This is a genomic window from Pseudomonas sp. 05N433 (assembly GCF_056396925.1).
On record NZ_JBFTML010000036.1, the window covers coordinates 55091 to 74499 of the forward strand.

Genomic DNA, 19409 nt, shown 5'->3' on the forward strand with positions numbered 1-19409 from the left:
GTCAGCCTTCTGATCTTCAATGCCGGAAAGGTGGCGTTTCAAAAGCAGTGCGCCACAGCGTTACGCGGGGAAGGGAATCATGAAAAGACTACGTCTGCTATGTGCCCTGATCAGCTTTACAACTCTGCCGGTCCTGGCCGATACGGTATCGCCAGACAAAGATGCCTTTGTCACCAACCTCATCAATCAGATGACCCTCGACGAAAAAGTCGGCCAACTGCGGCTGATCGCTATCGATGACAAGATGACGCCCGAAAAAATCTGCCAGGAGATCACTGCCGGGCGAATCGGGGGGACGTATGGCTCTGTGAGCCGTTATGTAAACCGCCCCATGCAGGACGCGGCTCAACAAAGCCGCCTGAAGATACCGATGTTTTTCGGTTGGGACGTGATACACGGTCATCGAACCATTTTCCCCATTGGCCTGGCCTTGGCCTCCAGTTGGGATATGGACGCCATCGAGTTGAGCGGTCGAACGGCGGCGAAAGAAGCCAGTGCGGATGGTATCGATATGACCTTCGCCCCGATGATCGATGTCGCCCGTGATCCTCGCTGGGGGCGCACATCCGAAGGCTTCGGTGAAGACACCTATCTGGTTTCGCGCATTGCCAGAGTGATGGTCCAGGCCTACCAGGGACAAAGCCTGAACGCGCCCGACAGCATCATGTCCAGCGCCAAGCACTTTGCGTTGTATGGGGCTGTCGAGGGGGGGCGCGACTACAACAGCGTCGACATGGGCCTGACCCGAATGTACCAGGACTACCTGCCACCTTATCGTTCGGCGATCGAGGGTGGCGCGGGAGCCGTCATGGCGGCGCTTAACTCGATAAATGGTGTACCGGCGGCGGCCAATAAGTGGTTGATGCAGGACCTCCTCCGCAAAGCGTGGGGCTTCAAGGGACTGGTCATCAGCGACCATAACGGGGTCACCGATCTGGTTCAGCACGGTGTTGCGAGGAATCCTCGCGACGCGGCCAGGCTCGCCATCAGGGCCGGTATTGATATGAGCATGAACGACTCCTCCTATGGGCCGGAGTTGCCAGGGCTGCTTGAGTCTGGCGCCATTTCCCAGAGCGATATTGATAACGCAGTGCGGGAAGTACTGGGTGCCAAGTACGACATGGGGCTGTTCGAAGACCCTTACCGACGCCTCGGCGCTGCCAGTGAGAGCGCTGCTGATAACAACGCCGAAAACCATCTGCACAGAGCGCAGGCCCGTGAAGTGGCACGCAAGACACTGGTGCTGCTGAAGAATGAAAACGGGCTCTTGCCGCTGAAAAAAGAGGGCACGATCGCGCTCATCGGCCCGTTGGCAAAAAGTACCGTCGACATCATGGGCAGTTGGTCTGCAAGTGGTGTGCCCGCGCAATCGGTGACGATCTACGACGGGCTGAAAAGCGCGATGAGCCAGGGCTCGCTGATCTATGCCCGAGGCGCCAATCTCGAGGAGGATCAGGAGGTTGTTAAATACCTGGAATACCAGGGCGTGTCTGAAATCGCCAACGACCCTCGCCCGGCAGAAGAAATGATTGACGAAGCAGTCAAGGTTGCACAGCAAGCCGATGTTGTCATCGCCGTGGTGGGCGAGCCCCGCAGCATGTCCCATGAAGCGGCCAGTCGAACCAGCCTCGATCTGCCGGGGCGCCAGAGTGAATTGATCACCGCCCTGAAAGCCACCGGCAAGCCGCTGGTACTGGTATTGATGAACGGTCGGCCGTTGTCGATCGGCAAGGAGCAGAAACAGGCCGATGCGATTCTGGAAACCTGGTACAGCGGTACCGAGGGAGGCAACGCCGTTGCGGATGTATTGTTCGGTGACTACAACCCGTCCGGCAAATTACCCATCACCTTTCCACGTTCCGTGGGGCAGATCCCCAATTACTACAGCCACCTGAACACCGGCCGTCCGTATCTGCCGGGTGCGCTTCGCAACTACACGTCGCAATATTTCGATCAATCCTATGGGCCGCTTTACCCCTTCGGCTATGGGCTGAGCTATACCGATTTCAGCCTGACCGACATGGCCCTGTCTTCGACCACACTGAACAAGACCGACAACCTCGTCGCCAGCATCATGGTGAAAAATACCGGCCAGCGTGACGGCGAAACGGTGGTTCAGCTGTATATCCGCGATGTCGTTGCCTCCGTCGCCCGGCCGGTCAAAGAACTGAAAAACTTTCAAAAAATCATGCTCAAGGCCGGCGAGGAGAGAGCAGTCCACTTCAGCATTAACGAGAACGACTTGAAGTTCTTCAATGCCCAACTGGAATACGTCGCCGAGCCGGGTGAGTTCCGGGTGCAAATCGGCCTGGATTCCCAGGATGTGAAGGAGCAGAGCTTTGAATTGCTGTCAGAACAAGCCAGTCAAGACAATCATCCGCCCAGTGCAGAACCTGTAGACGCGAGCGGTGCGGCGATCCGACTTGCCCACGAAGAACGATGATGCGTAATCCCTGGAAACCGCGGTGCATTCTTCGCGGGCAAGCTTCGCTCCTACGGGGTCATTTCGCCCCCTCCAACCAAACGGACGGTGCCTGCCCCAGCACACGACGAAACATCGTCGAAAACGCCGCCGGGCTTTCATAACCAAAATCCAGGGCAATGCGCGTCACCGGCGTGCCCACCGCCAACCGCGCCAAGGCCAGCACCACGCAGGCTCGCTGCCGCCATTGGCTGAAACTCAGCCCGGTTTGTTGGCGGAACAGACGATTGAACGTACGCAAACTGATATGCAACTGATCGGCCCATTGCTGCGGCGATTGGTGAGCGTTCGGTTGCCGGAGAAACCTCTGACACAACCCGAGCAACCGCGAATCCACAGGCAACGGAATGTGCAATGGCAGGTGAGCACTGCGCGCCAGTTCATGCAGCAACAAGTCGATCAGCGCCCCATCGCGCCCGGCCTCGTCGTACTCCAGCGCAACCTCCACCGCCTCCATCAGTAAATGCCGCAGCAACGGCGAAACACTGATCACCTGGCAGCGGCTGCCCAGATCAACCGCCCCCGGTTCGATATACACACTGCGAGTGCTCACCCCCAGCATCAACACCTCATGCGCCACCCCCGGCGGAATCCACACCGCCCGCTGCGGCGGCACCACCCAATTGCCGTCGAGCGTGCTCACCTGCATCACCCCGGTGGCGCCATACAACAACTGCGCCCGTCGATGGGTATGGCGCGGCAACCGATGACCGTCGGGATAATCCGTACCGATGGCCACCACCGGCCGTGGCGTGTCGTCCAGCAGATCAATCGAAACATTGCGCATCGAGCGGCACCCAGCGGTTGGCGTAAACGCAAACATTATTGGCTGACTTGCTGAAGCAGGCCAAGCCATATCGCTCTATCGTCGGCCACTCTCAACCCACGGACGATGCGCGATGTTTTTCTACCTCTTGCTGGCACTCTTCGGCTGCATGACCGGCGTCACCGCCGTGCTGTTCGGCTTCGGCGGCGGATTTGTCGTCGTGCCCTTGCTGTACCGCATGCTCACGGCCAGCCACGGCATCGACGACCCCATCGGCCAAGCGGCGATGCACATTGCCGTAGCCACCTCGACCTGCGTGATGATCGTCAATGCGCTAATCGCCACCAGAAAACATCACCACGCCGGCAATCTCATTCGCCATTACTTGTGGCCGTTGGGCGGGTTCATCGGCTTGGGCGCGATCGTCGGAGCTGTGGTCGCGATGCGGGCGAGTGGTGAGTTGATCCGTTTTGCCTTCATCGTTTACCTGGGCGTGACCATTCTGGATTGCTTGTTCAGACGCGGTTTTCTTACACAGTCCTACATCGAAATCCCACGGCGATTGGGCGGGGCAGAAGTGTCTGGCGGCGGTGTGGGAATTGGCGCTATCGCCACGTTTCTTGGGGTGGGCGGCAGCGTCATGACCGTGCCGTTGCTAAGACGCTGTGGCCTCAGCATGTCGCAAGCCACATCCATGGCTAATCCATTGAGTCTTCCGGTTGCGGTGGCCGGAACGCTGACCTATATGGCGATGGCGGGGTTTACCGAGTTTGATCTGGGGGCGTGGTTTGTCGGCTATGTGGACGTGCTGGCGTTTGCGGTGCTGACGGTTGGGTCGCTGGTGGGGATTCGGCTGGCCACGCCGTGGATCGGGCGGATACCGGATCGGGTGCATGCGCGGGTTTATATTGGTTTGCTGGTAGTGGTGATGCTCAGCATGGCGACGAAGTGGGGCGTGCAATGAGGCTCGATTCTCCCCTGCAACCTCGCCATAATCCGTCCCCCGTTCAACTTGCGCCGCATGCAACCTGCCCGGCGCGGCTTCCGACTCATTCAGGGATCGATCAATGTTCAAAGGATTGTTACGCCTGGCGCCAGTCGCCACGCTGTTACTCATGCTGTGTTCCACTGCTCATGCCGAGGACGGGAGACGAGTGTTCACCGGTACCTTGGGCAAGATGCCGATCGTGCTGGAGCTCAACACCAACCAGCCGGACGAAGTCACCGGCCGCTACTTCTATGAGAAATACCATCGCGATCTGGAGCTGAGCGGCTCGCTGCAAGAAGAGACCCTGACGCTAACCGAAGGCAACAACCGCTACGGTGAAGACAAACCCCAGCCAACCCTGAAGCTGCAAGAAACGGCCAACGGCTGGCAAGGCGAATGGAAAGGCCCCAAGGGCAAAGTTCTGCAAATGCAATTGACCGAGGCCAAGCTCCCAACACCGGCAGCAGATGCCTTGCCCTTCATCGCCGCGCTGCCGAAAAGCGATCCTTACGAATATCTGCGCCTGCAAGGCTTGAAACTCAAACCGGGCAAGAAAGAGTCCTTCATGGGCTACGACCTGCAATGGTGGACGGAGCCCGCGTCGGGTCTCTCCATGTTCAGCATCGAGTCCGGCTACCCGAAAGCTGACYAGCAGCGGATCAATCAGCAATTGTTGGAGCGGCTCTGGAGCGAAGTCATCAACTACCACGGCTGCTTGCTGGGAGGTGGGGAATATGCCGAATTCGACCAAGGCGTCGCCCCCCAATTCCTGTCGCCCGATGTGGTCAGCCTGAACATCTCCACCAGCTACAGCTGCGGCGGCGCTCACCCGGATTTTGGCAATTCGCCGATCAACCTCGACGTTCACACCGGCCATAGCCTGTCGCTGGAAGACGTGCTGTGGGTGGGTAACGGCAAGCCGCTGCTGCACGCCGACCGCGACGGCGCGAGCGATACATCGTTGACCGAGGAAGAGAGCAAGGCACGATTCACTTATCAGCGCGAAGTGTTCGTACCATGGCTGATCAAGCAATTCACCGCGCTGTACCCCGAGGAAATGCAGAAGCCGGCGGACGAGGACAGCTGCGACTACACCGACGAAAGCGTTTGGGGTTATTCCAACTGGCACTTCACCGCAAAAGGCCTGTACCTGGGACCGTACTTCGCCCGCGTACAACGCAATTGCGATGACCCGGGCTGGTCAGTGCTGCCGTACTCCGTGGTCAAGCAAAACCCCGGCGCGGTCAAACTCGAACTGCCAAAAAATTAAACCCTAGCCCGACGCCAACCCCGGCGCTTCCCGAATAATGAAGTGATCCAGGTTCTCGATGTTGGCACTGAACACCCCGAACGTCTGTTCGGGGTTTTTCTTGCTCGGCACCTGCTTCAACTCCGGCGTCACGCCATAAAAGAAGCAATACAACTCGGCATCACTGTCGACGGCGTGCTTGATCTCTTCCAGAAACGCTTTGCGCTTGCGGTAGTTGTCGATCAGCTTCTTGCTCAGATAAACGTTGACCGAATAAGGCTTCTTCTTCGCCTCGTCCGGTTGCTTGAACCAGACCTTCTGTTCGAAATCGATGCGAAAGCTCTGGGTGTAATCCTTGATCTCCTTGATCTTGCCCCAGTAAATCAGCCCCTTGTTGTCCTGCAGGTACTCGATCTTCTTGAAGAACGACCCATAAGGCGCCGTGTGCTCGCCAATCTTCAGCGGCATGCGCTTGAGCAGCTCCTTGTCCGCGAAGTTCGACACAAAACACTCAACGGGATGGGCGAAGACACTGGTCTTGTCCGGCGCCGACTCCCGGCTTGGCTGCTCGACGTTACTGCTCGCTGAAGTGAGTGTTGGGGCATCGCGCAAAACATCCGCTGCCACCGCCGGGCTCGCAGGCTTACGCACATACTCACGCCGAGTCAGCAACAACTCCGACGGAAAATGCTCCTCCCGACCGTCATCCGACTCCGCCCCGTCCGTCTCCAGGCCCGATGCCGGCGTCTTCAGACTGACATAAGGACAATCCGCCACATGCCGCGTGCTGGGCATGTTCTTGAAGTGCGGCGTGYGCACGTAATTCACATTCTTGGCGTTGAACGTTCCCAACACGTTGGCGGCATCGAAGGACAAACGACAGGCATCGTTGGGGCACTGGAAGTGCTCTTTGGCGGAATCGAACTCCATGGTTTCGTCGAAATTCAAATCGCGCACGTCATAGATCGACAGCTTGTCGTCGAGGCTGAGGCAGTAGGCGAGGTCGAATTTCATGGCGGGCTCGGGTCCTTGAGTGGGGAAGGGTATTAATAGCGGGAGGGGCGTGATAACGCACCTCTTAATTCGTCAATATCTTCAATCCTGGGGCGTACGCGTGGCACGTTTGGCCGCGCACGATGAGGTGCAGTTACGATTTTGCTATCTACGGCATCTGTAAAAAAGGAGATGTTTCTGCGGGGTTTGATTGAGCTGCTGAAGCTGCTGAAGCTGCTGAAGCTGCTGGAGCGAAACTCTTCCTTTGCTGATCGAAATGTGGGGTTTTTTCGCGAAGCCTGTAGGAATTTTCATGTTGTTTGGTAGGCTTCATCTTCTGTTATGAGGATGAATGGATGCCTGCTGTCATTGCCGAAAATGATGTATCGAAGTGGTCCGATAAAACCGGGGCCCGGTATCACTTCCCAAAGCAGTACAGACCGGTGCTCTCCGAAGGAATGGAGGTGCTGTACTACAAAGGGAAAATGAAAAATAAGGCTTTTTCGGATCAGCGCCTGAGTGCGAACCCACACTATTTTGGTGTTGCTCGAGTAGGGAAGATATATGCGGACAAGGACAGCACAAAGGGTGATCTGTTTGCTGATATTGAGGATTTCAAGCCTTTTGAGTTTGCAGTCCCGAACAAAATTGATGGGGAATACCTTGAGCCAATTCCTCAAAAACTAAAAAACAATTATTGGCGCAGAAGTGCTCGGGAAATTGATCAAGCCGTATTTGACAGAATTTGCTCTCACGCGGTGCTGAAGACGCAACTGGATGACGGTTCTAGCCCAATCGATGGCGCGCAGGAGTTTGAGACTAGAGTTACCGGCATTGAAGGGAAAAAAGTCGCCTATTACGGCGTTAGATATGAGCGCAACCCAAAGCTTAGGCTGCAAGCAATCAAAATTCACGGGCTTCGATGTAACGCCTGTGAATTTGATTTTGAGAAGGCTTACGGCGAGCACGCGAAAGGCTTTATCCACGTACACCATGTGAAGCCCATTTCTGAATATGAAGAAGACCAGGTGGTAGATCCAGCAACCGACATGATTACACTCTGCGCAAATTGCCACGCGGTTGTTCATAAAAAGCCCAACCAGTTGCTGAGCGTTGAACAACTGAAAGGCATTCTCAGTGGGCGTTGGGTTTTCGACAACTTAACCTAAGGTAGCTGTGTGCTGTAAGAGGAGTGTTGCAGGGAAGTTTGAAGTGATTTGCTTGTCGGACGACTGAACTTCGGCTTCTGATCACCCTAACTTGGGATATCGATACAATTGCCCGAGGGTTGAAAACCCTCGGGCAATACTTGGTAATCAAAGCTGTCTGCGAATTGCTAAAAATAGCTACGGATTTCGCTGGCATTCCTAAAACACGGCGCCTAGCCCGTCCAATGCTTCTACGACTGAAACACCTGAACGACCCTCCGCCACCATGGTTTCGGCACATTCACCCGACTTTGAGTCTGATCATTTAACAGGTAAGGCATATCCCGTAACCGAATCCAACCTTCATTATGCCAATGCAGCAGACTCAACGACATTTCCGGCCAATCCAACAAGCTCAACATCGGCCGATCTGAATTTTCAGATTGCTCTGCATCGCGCAAGGCCGGCACCACCTGATGGGTCAACCACTCTCGTAGCAACCGATTCCCTGGAACGTAGTGATACACCAACAGCGCATACACGCCGGACTCACTGAGCATCAGCTGTTTTTCTGGTTGCCGGAAATACTCAATCCACAAGACGCGACGCTGATCTTTATCCAGTTTGCTGACCATGCGATCACTCAGATGGACACCCATCAAACGGCCAATATCGCGGGCGCAGAACCATGGCTGGTTTTCAAGGAGGAGAGCATGGAGGTGGAGGTTGTGGCGGGTGAAGATCGTCGGCCTAAAGGGATCACGCATGACCGATCGGTGTGGAGTTTCTGCAGGCATATCCATTACCTCTACGTATGAGTGGAAGAGGGCCGGAACCCGACGTAGAGGATCTAAGAAATCCCAACAGGCTGTTTCTCCCACTCACAGGATTACGCGTATATCGCTGATATCAGCGCGCGTACTGAGGAAAGGAAGTTAGCTTCTACGTTGGGCGTTTCTTAGGCACCTGCTATAGAGCTTAGAGATGCTCTGAAACGACATCAATGCGGACGGTGCTGGAATTGTTGTAGGAGTTTTAGTAGCGAAGGTCGAAATTAGTGAGAATTTTCTTACCCAATAAAAAGGCCCCGATCAGATCAGGGCCTCTTGCAATTCGATTTTTCGATTTACATCGTCAAATCACGGCGAGCTCGGAAATCAATCCCAGCTCAACGCCCCACCAGTCTGATACTCAATAACCCGCGTCTCGAAGAAATTCTTCTCTTTCTTCAAGTCCATGATCTCGCTCATCCAAGGGAACGGGTTAGTCGTCCCTGGATACTCTTCCTTCAAACCAATCTGGCTCAAACGACGGTTAGCGATGAACTTCAGGTAGTCCTCCATCATCGCCGCATTCATGCCGAGTACGCCGCGTGGCATGGTGTCCCGCGCGTATTCGATCTCCAGCTGAGTGCCCTGCAGAATCATTTGCGARGCTTCTTCCTTCATCTCGGCATCCCACAAGTGCGGGTTTTCGATTTTGATCTGGTTGATCACGTCGATGCCGAAGTTCAGGTGCATGGATTCGTCGCGCAGGATGTATTGGAACTGCTCGGCGACGCCGGTCATTTTGTTGCGGCGGCCCATGGAGAGGATTTGGGTGAAGCCGCAGTAGAAGAAGATGCCTTCCAGAACGCAGTAGTAGGCGATCAGGTTGCGCAGCAGCTCTTTGTCGGTTTCGACGGTGCCGGTTTCGAACTTCGGATCGGAGATCGAACGGGTGTATTTCAGGCCCCAGGTGGCTTTTTTCGCGACCGATGGGATCTCGTGGTACATGTTGAAGATTTCGCCTTCATCCATGGCCAACGATTCGATGCAGTACTGGTAGGCGTGGGTGTGGATCGCCTCCTCGAAGGCCTGGCGCAGGATGTACTGGCGGCATTCCGGGTTGGTGATCAGGCGGTACACGGCCAGGACCAGGTTGTTGGCAACCAGGGAGTCGGCGGTGGAGAAGAAGCCGAGGTTGCGCATCACGATGCGGCGCTCGTCGTCGGTCAGGCCTTCCGGGTTTTTCCAGAGGGCGATGTCGGCGGTCATGTTGACTTCTTGCGGCATCCAGTGGTTTGCGCAGCCGTCCAGGTACTTCTGCCATGCCCAGTCGTATTTGAATGGCACGAGCTGGTTGAGGTCGGCGCGGCAGTTGATCATGCGCTTTTCATCGACAGCTACACGGGCAGAGGCGCCTTCCAGTTCGGCGAGGCCTTCGGCGACGTCGAGGGAATCCAGGGCAGCCTTGGCGCGGGCGATGGCGGCGGAGTCCGTCGCGGTCACGGCGCGGGCCTCTTGAGCGGCGGCACCACCGGCGCTGTCGAGGCGGTCCATGTTGGCTTCAGAAGCGTGGCCGGCATTGGCGCCTTTTACAGCGACTTCGCCGTCATCTTCTTTGTCGAATTCGTCCCAGCTCAGCATGACGTGTCGTCTCCTGCGTGAGGGCCAGATTGCCCGTGTGAAAACTGATAGGTTGGTTTTTCACACGGCCGGTTCTGGCCGCGTTGGATCTAAAGGAAATGTAGCTTGCAGTAGTAAAAATTACGCACGCAGTACATGGATTCTGTACGGAGCAAGCCGACTAGTCGCGTTGTGGTAGGGCGAATTGCCTACCAGCCGCATGGGGCTTGGCTTACCGAGAGTTGAGGCCTGTAGAAGAGTATTTTACGGCCAAATCAACGGCGCAGAGTATAGACTTTGATGAGGTTTTAGGCCGATTTTTTTTTCGATCATATTGCCGCACCTACGGGAAGAGACAGGGCGAAATGATGTGAGGCTAGCGTGTGCTGGGTTTAAGGCGGGGGAGGTACCAAAAATGTATCTCGTCAGTTTTCTAGCTAGAAATGACTAAGCCCGACCGAAGTCGGGCTGTGATGTCGCGCCCGGTTTCAGCTGAAACGAGCGGCACCCACGCGGTCAGTACCATCAGCGGCAACCTTGGCGGCACCGATGTGATCGGCGCCATCGGCAGCGACTTTGGCAGCGCCCGTACGATCAAAACCGTCAGCCGCGAAAGAGGCAGAACCGGTGTGGTCGTATCCGTCAGAAGCGACAGCCGCGTCGTTGAAGGCAGCCGAGCCAGTGCGGTCGTACCCATCGGCGGCGAAGGTGTTGGCGGCCAGGACGGAAAGGGTCAGGGCGAGGATCAGTTTGGTTTTCATGGTAGTGGCTCCAGGTTCGTTGGCGTTTTGCCTTGGTGTGGAATTCATACTACGCCAGATAATTAGATTAAAAAGTGCAAATAAATGCTTAAAACAATCGTATTTATCGATGCAAGGCTCGGCGCTTCATCTGGTCTCTAAAAAAGGATGGGTCGAGCCTCGGGAGATAAAAGTGGGGCGGATCAGCCGTTGGAGCAGCCGTTACCCATGACGCTGTAACGCAGAATGTGTCGCTGGCCTTTGGAGTCGTCGTAGACCATTTTGGCCGGGACCACTTCGCAGACATTCGGGATTTCGCTCATCGAGACAACTTTGGCGATGTCCAGATGGGTGGAGTAGGTGTATTCCTCGACGACGGGTTGTTGTTTTGCGGCATCAGTCGGAGCCTCGTCTGCCATGGCGGTTGCGCACAGACTGCTGAGGGCCAGAACCAATAAAGCTTTCATTTAAAAGTTACCTTTCTGAGGTCGAATGGGGTCACGCAATCTTTTTAGGATTGCGTGTGGAGCTTTAGTAAAGAGTCTTGGATTAACTGCCTTCGTGGGGGCTGCAACTGGGTTAATCACATTGCCGTGTTGGCGAGACCGATTTTAGGCTTGGGAATGGCGGGCATATAGCTGTGCTTTTGATAAACACTTTTGGCAGATTTGGTAACAATCTCCGCGAAGATCAAAAGATCGCAAGCTTCGCCAGCTCCTGCGAGGCCCCGCAATAGCCGGGTTTGAGCGCTTCGTCGCGGTATAGCCACATTTTGTAGGGGCTTGTTACTACCATCGTCGAATGGTTCTATAGGCCCGTCCCGGCTACAACTGGGGCCATACAAAAACAACTATTCCACCGAGGTAAGAAAGATGAGTGCGGCTTCTTTGTATCCCGTTCGTCCCGAGGTAGCAGCCAATACGCTGACTGACGAGGCCACTTACAAGGCCATGTACCAGCAATCGGTCGTCAACCCGGACGGCTTCTGGCGCGAACAAGCCAAGCGCCTCGACTGGATCAAGCCTTTCACCACGGTGAAGCAGACGTCCTTCGACGATCACCATGTCGACATCAAATGGTTCGCCGACGGCACGCTGAACGTTTCCTACAACTGCCTCGACCGTCATCTGGCCGAGCGTGGCGATCAAGTCGCGATTATTTGGGAAGGGGATGACCCTGCCGAAAGCCGCAACATCACCTACCGCGAGCTGCACGAACAAGTCTGCAAGTTCGCCAACGCCTTGCGCGGCCAGGATGTGCACCGCGGCGATGTGGTGACCATCTATATGCCGATGATCCCCGAAGCCGTGGTCGCCATGCTGGCCTGCGCCCGGATCGGTGCGATTCACTCGGTGGTGTTCGGTGGTTTCTCCCCGGAAGCCCTGGCCGGTCGCATCATCGACTGCAAATCCAAAGTGGTGATCACCGCCGACGAAGGCATTCGTGCCGGCAAGAAGATCTCGCTCAAGGCCAACGTCGACGACGCCCTGACCAACCCGGAAACCAGCAGCATTCAGAAAGTCATCGTGTGCAAGCGTACCGGCGGCGACATCAAGTGGAACCAGCATCGCGACATCTGGTACGAAGACCTGATGAAAGTGGCGGGCACCGTCTGCGCGCCAAAAGAAATGGGCGCCGAAGAAGCGCTGTTCATCCTTTATACCTCCGGTTCCACCGGCAAGCCGAAGGGCGTGCAGCACACCACTGGCGGTTATTTGCTGTACGCGGCAATGACCCATGAGCGCGTGTTCGACTACCGCCCGGGCGAAATCTACTGGTGCACCGCCGACGTCGGCTGGGTCACCGGCCATTCTTATATCGTCTATGGCCCGCTGGCCAACGGTGCGACCACGCTGCTGTTCGAAGGCGTGCCGAACTATCCGGACATCACCCGAGTGGCGAAGGTTGTCGACAAGCACAAGGTCAACATCCTCTACACCGCGCCGACCGCGATCCGCGCGATGATGGCGTCGGGCACTGCCGCTGTTGAAGGCGCCGATGGCAGCAGCCTGCGTCTGTTGGGTTCGGTCGGTGAGCCGATTAACCCGGAAGCGTGGGATTGGTACTACAAGAATGTCGGCCAGTCCCGTTGCCCGATCGTGGATACCTGGTGGCAGACCGAAACAGGCGGCAACATGATGAGCCCGCTGCCGGGCGCTCACGCGCTGAAACCTGGCTCGGCAGCACGGCCGTTCTTCGGCGTGGTGCCGGCGTTGGTGGACAACCTGGGCAACATCATCGAAGGCGTTGCCGAGGGCAACCTGGTGATCCTCGACTCGTGGCCAGGCCAGGCGCGTACGCTGTATGGCGACCATGACCGTTTCGTCGACACCTACTTCAAGACTTTCCGTGGCATGTACTTCACCGGTGACGGTGCGCGTCGTGACGCAGACGGTTACTACTGGATCACTGGTCGCGTGGATGACGTGCTCAACGTTTCCGGCCACCGCATGGGCACCGCCGAGATCGAAAGCGCGATGGTCGCTCACCCGAAAGTCGCCGAAGCGGCGGTGGTGGGTGTGCCGCACGACATCAAGGGGCAGGGCATTTATGTCTACGTCACGTTGAATGCGGGCGAAGAGCCGAGCGAGCAACTGCGCCTGGAGCTGAAGAATTGGGTGCGTAAAGAGATTGGCCCGATTGCCTCGCCGGATGTCATTCAATGGGCGCCGGGTCTGCCGAAAACCCGTTCGGGCAAGATCATGCGCCGGATTCTGCGCAAGATCGCCACGGCGGAATACGACGGGTTGGGCGATATCTCCACCCTGGCGGATCCGGGTGTGGTGCAGCATTTGATTGATACGCACAAGACCATGAACGTCGCTTAAGCGCCGATTCCTGAGTCATCGAAGCCCCGCCAGGTGTTGAGCCTGGTGGGGCTTTTTCGTACTGATCTTCAACCAATAATTATCGGCTTCCCCCGTAGGCCATTTCCCATTGTTACCCATCACCTTTCAAGTAACTGAATGTGTAACCTCCCGCCCGATAACGAGGCATTGGGAAACGAAAAGCCCCGTTTCAGGGCTTCTCAATCGCCATGAAAAATAAGACACAACGCTACGCTTGCCGGATTAGAAGGGTTTGCCAATAATAGGCCCGCAATTTGCAACATAGATCGGTTCACTGTCTTTTGCTCTTGCATGAAATTGCGGAGCTGTCAACGTGCCCAGGTGGCATTCTCGGTGCTTCTGTAATTTGTTGTCGCATTGAAGAAATATCGGCTTCGGGCCTGTCGTTAGAATGCCAATCACTCGCTCGTCGTTGCCTGCGTTGAAATCAGCGCACGGTTCCTAGGACGCAGCACCGCTTTTTGGTTTAACCATTCGCATATTGGGCTGTCGCTCACTCTGCCGTTTTTGCCCTTTACCGATGGAGTCCCAAGATGAAGAAACTCGTGCTGCTTGGCGCCCTGGCACTGTCCGTGCTGTCCCTGCCGACATTCGCCGATGAAAAACCTCTGAAAATCGGTATCGAAGCGGCTTACCCTCCGTTCGCCTCCAAAGCACCGGACGGCAGCATCGTGGGTTTCGACTACGACATCGGCAACGCCCTGTGCGAAGAGATGAAGGTCAAGTGCCAGTGGGTCGAGCAAGAGTTCGACGGCCTGATCCCGGCACTCAAAGTGCGCAAGATCGACGCGATCCTGTCGTCCATGTCGATCACTGAAGACCGCAAGAAGTCCGTGGACTTCACCAACAAGTATTACAACACCCCGGCTCGCCTGGTCATGAAGGCCGGCACTCAAGTCAGCGAAAACCTGACTGAGCTGAAGGGCAAGAACATCGGCGTGCAACGTGGTTCGATCCACGAGCGTTTCGCCCGCGAAGTCCTGGCCCCGCTGGGTGCCGAGATCAAGCCTTACGGTTCGCAGAACGAAATCTACCTCGACGTGGCCGCTGGCCGCCTCGACGGCACCGTGGCAGACGCTACCCTGCTGGATGACGGCTTCCTGAAAACCGACGCCGGCAAGGGCTTCGCCTTCGTTGGCCCTGCCTTCACCGACGTCAAATACTTCGGCGACGGCGTAGGGATCGCGGTTCGCAAGGGCGACGCGCTGAAAGACAAGATCAACACCGCGATCGCGGCCATTCGCGCGAACGGCAAGTACAAGCAAATCCAGGACAAATACTTCGCCTTCGATATCTACGGCAAGTAATCGTCCCCGCAACAAGTCCGAAATGGCGCAAGCAACAGGATCTCTGAGGTTTGCGCCATTTTTTCATCCCAACTTTCGAGGACCTGAATCATGTTGAAAGGCTACGGGGCTGTCATCCTCGATGGCGCATGGCTGACGCTTCAGCTCGCCTTGTCGTCCATGGCCCTGGCCATCGTCCTGGGGCTGATCGGCGTTGCGCTGCGTCTGTCGCCGGTGCGCTGGCTGGCCTGGCTGGGCGATCTGTATTCCACGGTGATCCGCGGTATTCCCGATCTGGTGCTGATCCTTCTGATTTTCTACGGCGGCCAGGACCTGCTCAACCGCGTTGCGCCGATGCTCGGCTATGACGACTACATCGACCTGAACCCGTTGGCCGCCGGTATCGGCACCCTGGGCTTCATCTTCGGTGCGTACCTGTCGGAAACCTTCCGTGGTGCGTTCATGGCGATCCCCAAAGGTCAGGCAGAAGCCGGCATGGCGTACGGCATGAGCAGTTTTCAGGTGTTCTTCCGGGTGTTGGTGCCGCAGATGATTCGCCTGGCGATTCCGGGCTTCACCAACAACTGGCTGGTACTGACCAAGGCCACCGCGCTGATTTCGGTGGTGGGTCTGCAAGACATGATGTTCAAGGCCAAGCAGGCGGCAGACGCTACCCGCGAGCCTTTCACCTTCTTCCTCGCGGTGGCGGCGATGTACCTGGTGATCACCAGCGTCTCGTTGCTGGCATTGCGTCATCTTGAGAAGCGCTACTCGGTAGGCGTAAGGGCGGCTGAGCTATGATCTTCGACTACAACGTCATTTGGGATGCCTTGCCGCTGTACTTCGGCGGGCTGGTGACCACCCTCAAACTGCTCGCGCTGTCGCTGTTCTTCGGTTTGCTGGCGGCACTGCCGCTGGGGCTGATGCGCGTCTCCAAGCAGCCGCTGGTCAACATGAGTGCCTGGCTGTTCACCTACGTGATCCGCGGCACGCCGATGCTGGTGCAGCTGTTCTTGATCTACTACGGTCTGGCGCAATTCGAAACCGTACGTGAAAGCTTCCTCTGGCCATGGCTGTCCAGTGCCTCGTTCTGTGCGTGCCTGGCCTTCGCGATCAACACCAGCGCCTACACCGCCGAAATCATCGCCGGCAGCCTGCGCGCCACGCCGAACGGCGAGATCGAAGCGGCCAAGGCCATGGGCATGTCGCGAATCAAGATGTACAAGCGGATCCTGCTGCCATCGGCCCTGCGCCGGGCGCTGCCGCAGTACAGCAACGAAGTGATCATGATGCTGCAGACCACCAGTCTGGCGTCGATCGTGACCCTGATCGACATCACCGGTGCCGCGCGCACGGTCAACGCTCAGTTCTACTTGCCGTTCGAAGCCTACATCACCGCCGGCGCGTTCTACCTGTGCCTGACGTTCATTCTGGTGCGCCTGTTCAAAATGGCCGAACACCGCTGGCTGGGCTATCTGGCCCCGCGGAAGCATTGATATGGAACGTATCGATCATGCTTTGCCGTGGAGCCACCTGGGCAGTGAACGCCGGATCTCGGTGTTCCGCTTCGGTACTGGCGAGCGCAAGGCCTATATCCAGGCCAGCCTGCACGCCGATGAACTGCCGGGGATGCGCACGGCCTGGGAGCTGAAAAAACGCCTGACCGAACTTGAAGCTCAAGGCTTGCTCAACGGTGTGATCGAACTGGTGCCGGTGGCCAATCCATTGGGCCTGGGTCAATTGCTGCAAGGCAATCATCAGGGGCGTTTCGAAGCGGGCAGCGGCAAGAACTTCAACCGGGATTTCGTCGAACTCAGCGCGCCGGYGGCCGCCGAACTCGATGGGCATCTGGGTGATGATCCGCATGCCAATATTCGACTGATCCGTCAGGCCATGAGCGATCACCTGGCAGCTTTGCCAGAGGCGAGCAGCCAGTTGCAAGGCATGCAGCGTATCTTGCTCAGCCATGCCTGCACCGCCGATGTGGTGCTGGATCTGCATTGCGATTGCGAAGCGGCGCTGCACATGTACGCCTTGCCGCAACACTGGTCGCACTGGCGTTCACTGGCTGCGCACTTGAACGTCAAGGTCGGTCTGCTGGCGGAAGATTCCGGCGGCAGTTCCTTTGACGAAGCGTGCTCGCTGCCGTGGCTGCGTTTGTCGCGTCTGTTCCCGGATGCGCAGATTCCACTGGCCTGCCTGGCGACGACCATCGAACTGGGTGGTCAGGCCGATACCGGTCGCGCTGAGGCAGAAGCTCACGCCGAAGGCATTCTGGCGTTCCTCGCCGAGCAAGGCTTGATCGGCGGTGAATGGCCCAAGCCTGCGCAAGACGCGTGCGAAGGCATGCCGTTCGAAGGCACCGAATTGCTGTTCGCGCCGCATCCTGGCGTGCTGAGTTTTCTGCGTAAACCCGGTGAATGGGTTGAAGCAGGCGACGAGATTTTTGAAGTGATCGATCCGCTGGCGGATCGGGTCAGCACGGTGTGTGCTGGTACGTCCGGGGTGCTGTTTGCCATTGAGCGGCTGCGTTACGCCCAACCCGGTTTCTGGCTGGCCAAGGTGGCGGGGCGCGAAGCGCTGCGTCACGGGCGCTTGCTCAACGACTGACTGACTGTTTTTGTGAGAACCGACCGCATGTACAAACTTGAAGTCCAAGACCTGCATAAACGCTATGGCAGTCACGAAGTGCTCAAGGGCGTGTCCCTGAAAGCGGCGGCTGGCGATGTGATCAGCATCATCGGCTCCAGTGGCTCCGGCAAAAGTACTTTCCTGCGTTGCATCAACCTGCTCGAGCAGCCACACGCGGGCAAGATTCTGCTCAACAATGAAGAGCTGAAACTGGTTGCCAACAAGGACGGCGCGCTGAAAGCCGCCGACCCGAAACAGCTGCAACGCATGCGTTCGCGCCTGTCGATGGTGTTCCAGCATTTCAATCTGTGGTCGCACATGACCGCGCTGGAAAACATCATGGAAGCGCCGGTGCATGTGCTCGGTGTGTCCAAGGCGGAAGCCCGCGAGAAAGCCGAGCACTACCTGAACAAGGTCGGCGTGGCCCATCGCAAGGACGCCTACCCAGGGCACATGTCTGGTGGCGRGCAGCAACGTGTGGCGATTGCCCGTGCGCTGGCGATGGAACCCGAAGTGATGTTGTTCGACGAACCGACCTCGGCCCTCGACCCRGAGTTGGTAGGTGACGTGCTGAAAGTCATGCAGGCCCTGGCACAGGAAGGCCGGACCATGGTGGTGGTGACGCACGAAATGGGCTTTGCCCGTGAAGTGTCGAACCAGCTGGTGTTCCTGCACAAAGGCGTCGTCGAAGAAAGCGGCAACCCGCGCGAAGTGCTGGTCAATCCGCAGTCGGAACGCTTGCAACAATTCCTCTCGGGCAGCCTCAAGTAATCGCTCCCGTTACGCACCAAATTAGGTCATGCTGCGCACCGCGCGCCAGATGGTCTAATTTGGTTGCAGCCGCCTTTGGCTTTAACACTGTTTTCGTTTCGGATTGCCCGCCATGACTGCCCATCGAATTGGTTTCCTGATTTGGCCCAGCACTAAAGCTCTGACGCTTGCGCTGGCTGAGGAGGCCTTGCGTGTTGCCCAGCGTGTGCACCCGGACGTTGTTTACGAATTGTCGTTTTTGCAGGCCGAACCGCCGACCGACGGCGCCTGGCAATTGCCCGGTGAGCCATGGGCCGGCAAGCTCGAAAACTTTCAGAAACTGTTCCTGCTCGCCGATGAGCCACCGACTTCTCTCGCGCCGCCGCTCAGCAGTGCGTTGAAACAGCTGGTGCGCGCCGGTTGTGTGATCGGCGGATTGTCCGCCGGTGTTTACCCATTGGCGCAGTTGGGTTTGCTCGACGGTTATCGCGCTGCCGTGCATTGGCGCTGGCAGGACGATTTCGCCGAGCGTTTCCCGAAGGTGATTGCCACCAGTCACCTGTTCGACTGGGATCGTGACCGCTTGACCGCGTGCGGCGGCATGTCGGTGCTCGACCTGTTGCTGGCGGTGCTGGCCCGTGATCACGGCGCCGAACTGGCCGGTGCGGTGTCGGAAGAACTGGTGGTCGAACGCATTCGCGAGGGCGGCGAGCGCCAGCGTATTCCGTTGCAGAACCGCTTGGGTTCCAGTCATCCGAAGCTCACCCAGGCGGTGTTGCTGATGGAAGCCAACATCGAAGAGCCGCTGACCACCGACGAAATCGCCCAGCATGTGTGCGTATCGCGTCGGCAGCTGGAGCGGATCTTCAAGCAGTACCTCAACCGTGTGCCGAGCCAGTACTACCTGGAACTGCGCCTGAACAAGGCCCGGCAGATGTTGATGCAAACCAGCAAGTCGATCATTCAGATCGGCCTGTCGTGTGGCTTCTCTTCGGGGCCGCATTTCTCCAGTGCCTATCGCAACTTCTTCGGTGCTACGCCGCGGGAGGATCGCAACCAGCGGCGCAGCAGCAGCCCGTTCGAGTTGTCGTCGGTGCCGTCGGAGCGCGGTTGATCGATCAACCGCGCCATGATCGAGCG

The 19409-nt window shown here is 57.3% G+C and carries 17 protein-coding genes; 11 read left to right on the forward strand and 6 right to left on the reverse strand.

Annotated elements, in window-relative coordinates; all coding sequences use genetic code 11:
• Positions 1-79: 79 nt before the first annotated feature.
• On the forward strand, positions 80-2443 hold the full coding sequence (bglX, locus tag AC1DIS_RS19165; RefSeq protein ID WP_477744609.1) for a beta-glucosidase BglX: 2364 nt from the start codon (positions 80-82) through the stop codon (positions 2441-2443).
• Positions 2444-2501: 58 nt separating this feature from the next.
• On the opposite strand, the gene AC1DIS_RS19170 is transcribed toward bglX, so the two are convergent.
• Entirely contained in the window at positions 2502-3269 is a 768-nt protein-coding gene (locus tag AC1DIS_RS19170; RefSeq protein WP_192379701.1) for an AraC family transcriptional regulator, read from the reverse strand.
• 112 nt (positions 3270-3381) lie between these two features.
• On the opposite strand from AC1DIS_RS19170, the gene AC1DIS_RS19175 reads away from it, so the two are divergent.
• Positions 3382-4212 (forward strand): sulfite exporter TauE/SafE family protein, encoded by an 831-nt coding sequence (locus AC1DIS_RS19175; protein WP_477744610.1) that lies wholly within the window; start codon positions 3382-3384, stop codon positions 4210-4212.
• 103 nt (positions 4213-4315) lie between these two features.
• On the forward strand, positions 4316-5506 hold the full coding sequence (locus AC1DIS_RS19180) for a hypothetical protein (protein WP_477781029.1): 1191 nt from the start codon (positions 4316-4318) through the stop codon (positions 5504-5506).
• A gap of 3 nt (positions 5507-5509) precedes the next feature.
• Here AC1DIS_RS19180 and AC1DIS_RS19185 read toward each other — a convergent pair whose 3' ends face one another.
• A complete protein-coding gene (locus AC1DIS_RS19185; RefSeq protein ID WP_477781030.1) occupies positions 5510-6499 on the reverse strand; it encodes a hypothetical protein in 990 nt (329 codons plus the stop codon).
• A gap of 335 nt (positions 6500-6834) precedes the next feature.
• Between AC1DIS_RS19185 and AC1DIS_RS19190 the strand changes: the two genes are divergently transcribed.
• Positions 6835-7647, forward strand: a complete 813-nt coding sequence (locus tag AC1DIS_RS19190) for an HNH endonuclease (RefSeq protein WP_018926402.1) — start codon at positions 6835-6837, stop codon at positions 7645-7647.
• Positions 7648-7877: 230 nt separating this feature from the next.
• On the opposite strand, the gene AC1DIS_RS19195 is transcribed toward AC1DIS_RS19190, so the two are convergent.
• The 4 genes from AC1DIS_RS19195 to AC1DIS_RS19210 all read right to left on the reverse strand — a co-directional run bounded on the left by AC1DIS_RS19195 (position 7878) and on the right by AC1DIS_RS19210 (position 11220).
• Positions 7878-8393: a BRO-N domain-containing protein gene (locus AC1DIS_RS19195; protein ID WP_477744613.1), complete on the reverse strand. Its 516-nt coding sequence runs from the start codon at positions 8391-8393 to the stop codon at positions 7878-7880.
• A 390-nt stretch (positions 8394-8783) separates the two neighbouring features.
• Positions 8784-10034: a ribonucleotide-diphosphate reductase subunit beta gene (locus tag AC1DIS_RS19200; protein WP_007934889.1), complete on the reverse strand. Its 1251-nt coding sequence runs from the start codon at positions 10032-10034 to the stop codon at positions 8784-8786.
• Positions 10035-10501: 467 nt separating this feature from the next.
• Positions 10502-10774, reverse strand: a complete 273-nt coding sequence (locus AC1DIS_RS19205) for a hypothetical protein (protein WP_064616452.1) — start codon at positions 10772-10774, stop codon at positions 10502-10504.
• Between the two features lie 182 nt (positions 10775-10956).
• On the reverse strand, positions 10957-11220 hold the full coding sequence (locus AC1DIS_RS19210) for a DUF2790 domain-containing protein (protein WP_018926398.1): 264 nt from the start codon (positions 11218-11220) through the stop codon (positions 10957-10959).
• Between the two features lie 405 nt (positions 11221-11625).
• On the opposite strand from AC1DIS_RS19210, the gene acs reads away from it, so the two are divergent.
• The 7 genes from acs to AC1DIS_RS19245 all read left to right on the forward strand — a co-directional run bounded on the left by acs (position 11626) and on the right by AC1DIS_RS19245 (position 19383).
• Positions 11626-13581, forward strand: a complete 1956-nt coding sequence (gene acs, locus AC1DIS_RS19215) for an acetate--CoA ligase (RefSeq protein WP_477744614.1) — start codon at positions 11626-11628, stop codon at positions 13579-13581.
• Between the two features lie 554 nt (positions 13582-14135).
• On the forward strand, positions 14136-14909 hold the full coding sequence (locus AC1DIS_RS19220) for an ABC transporter substrate-binding protein (RefSeq protein ID WP_018926396.1): 774 nt from the start codon (positions 14136-14138) through the stop codon (positions 14907-14909).
• A 90-nt stretch (positions 14910-14999) separates the two neighbouring features.
• The gene (locus AC1DIS_RS19225; protein ID WP_007934894.1) at positions 15000-15689 is read left to right on the forward strand and encodes an ABC transporter permease; all 690 of its coding nucleotides are present in this window, start codon (positions 15000-15002) and stop codon (positions 15687-15689) included.
• Positions 15686-16384, forward strand: coding sequence for an ABC transporter permease (locus AC1DIS_RS19230; RefSeq protein ID WP_018926395.1), 699 nt, complete (start codon positions 15686-15688; stop codon positions 16382-16384). The genes AC1DIS_RS19225 and AC1DIS_RS19230 overlap by 4 nt, the downstream gene beginning before the upstream one ends.
• 1 nt (position 16385) lies before the next feature.
• A complete protein-coding gene (locus AC1DIS_RS19235) occupies positions 16386-17498 on the forward strand; it encodes a succinylglutamate desuccinylase/aspartoacylase family protein (protein WP_477781031.1) in 1113 nt (370 codons plus the stop codon).
• A gap of 27 nt (positions 17499-17525) precedes the next feature.
• Positions 17526-18290 carry an ABC transporter ATP-binding protein gene (locus tag AC1DIS_RS19240; RefSeq protein WP_477781032.1) on the forward strand — a complete coding sequence of 255 codons (765 nt, stop codon included), beginning with the start codon at positions 17526-17528 and terminating at the stop codon, positions 18288-18290.
• A 112-nt stretch (positions 18291-18402) separates the two neighbouring features.
• Positions 18403-19383 carry a GlxA family transcriptional regulator gene (locus AC1DIS_RS19245; protein WP_007934898.1) on the forward strand — a complete coding sequence of 327 codons (981 nt, stop codon included), beginning with the start codon at positions 18403-18405 and terminating at the stop codon, positions 19381-19383.
• The last annotated feature ends 26 nt before the right edge of the window (positions 19384-19409 follow it).